Source organism: Streptomyces sp. WM6386 (genome assembly GCF_000972385.1).
In the GTDB taxonomy this organism is placed as follows: Bacteria; Actinomycetota; Actinomycetes; order Streptomycetales; family Streptomycetaceae; genus Streptomyces.
In genome coordinates, this window is sequence record NZ_JXTE01000258.1 from 1 (window position 1) to 908 (window position 908).

Below are 908 nucleotides of genomic sequence, written 5' to 3' on the forward strand. Positions count from 1 at the left end.
GGCTGGTCTCGCCGGGGAGCAGATGCACCGAGCGTGCGGTCACGGTGGCCAGGCAGTCGCAGATCAGCAGATCGGTGAAGGCGTCGGCGAGGATCGCGCCGATGTGGGGCATGCCGGCCAGCGAACGCCCGTACAGGACGCGCTCGTCGGTGAACCGGGCGGCGACGTCGAGGCCGGTCTCCAGGATGCCCACGGTCATCGCCGGCAGCGCGGTGCGGGTGATCTGGAAGGAGCGCAGCGCCGTCTCCATGCCGAGCCCGGGCGCGCCCAGCGCCGCGTCCGCCGGGATCGGGCAGTCCCGGAACTCCAGCCCGCCGAGCTGAACCCCGCGCATCCCCGCGCTGGGGAAGCGCGGCAGGTGGACCGGCACGCCTTCGGGCAGGTCTGCCTTCTCCACGAACAGCTGCGAGTGGCTCCGGCTGCCGGGCGCGGCCGACGTGCGCGCGAAGAGCACCATGGCCTCGGCGCGCCCGGCATTGGCGATCACTTCCTTGCGCCCGTTGAGCCGTAGCCCCCCGTGGTCCCCCGGCAGCGCCGAAAACTCGGCCCGTGGGACCCCGTTGCCGTGGGCCACCTCGGGGTACCGGGAGACGGCTCGGCCCCCCGCCAGCAGCACCTCGGCCATCCTGCGGCGCTGCCGTGCGTCGCCCGCGGCCCAGACGTTGACCGCGGGGATGAGGCTGGCGGCTCCGTATCCGAGGCCCAGGCAGGGGTCGTGGCGGAAGACCACCCGCATCACCTCGATGAGGTGGTCGAGCCGGGTCAGCCGTCCGCCCAGCTCGGGCGGGACGAATTCGGCGTTCAACCGGTAGTCGTCCAGCAGCCGTTCGCCCGCGGCGAGCATCTCGCCCGCCTCGTCGGCCGCCAGCACCGCGGCGTGGCCGGTCGCATTGCCCGGATCCCAGGGG

Annotated in this window: 1 protein-coding gene; it reads right to left on the reverse strand. The window is 73.8% G+C overall.

The window, feature by feature from the left end; translation table 11 throughout:
• A partial coding sequence (locus tag TN53_RS41100) for an acyl-CoA dehydrogenase (protein WP_046263993.1) occupies positions 1 to 908 on the reverse strand: 908 nt, incomplete at both ends.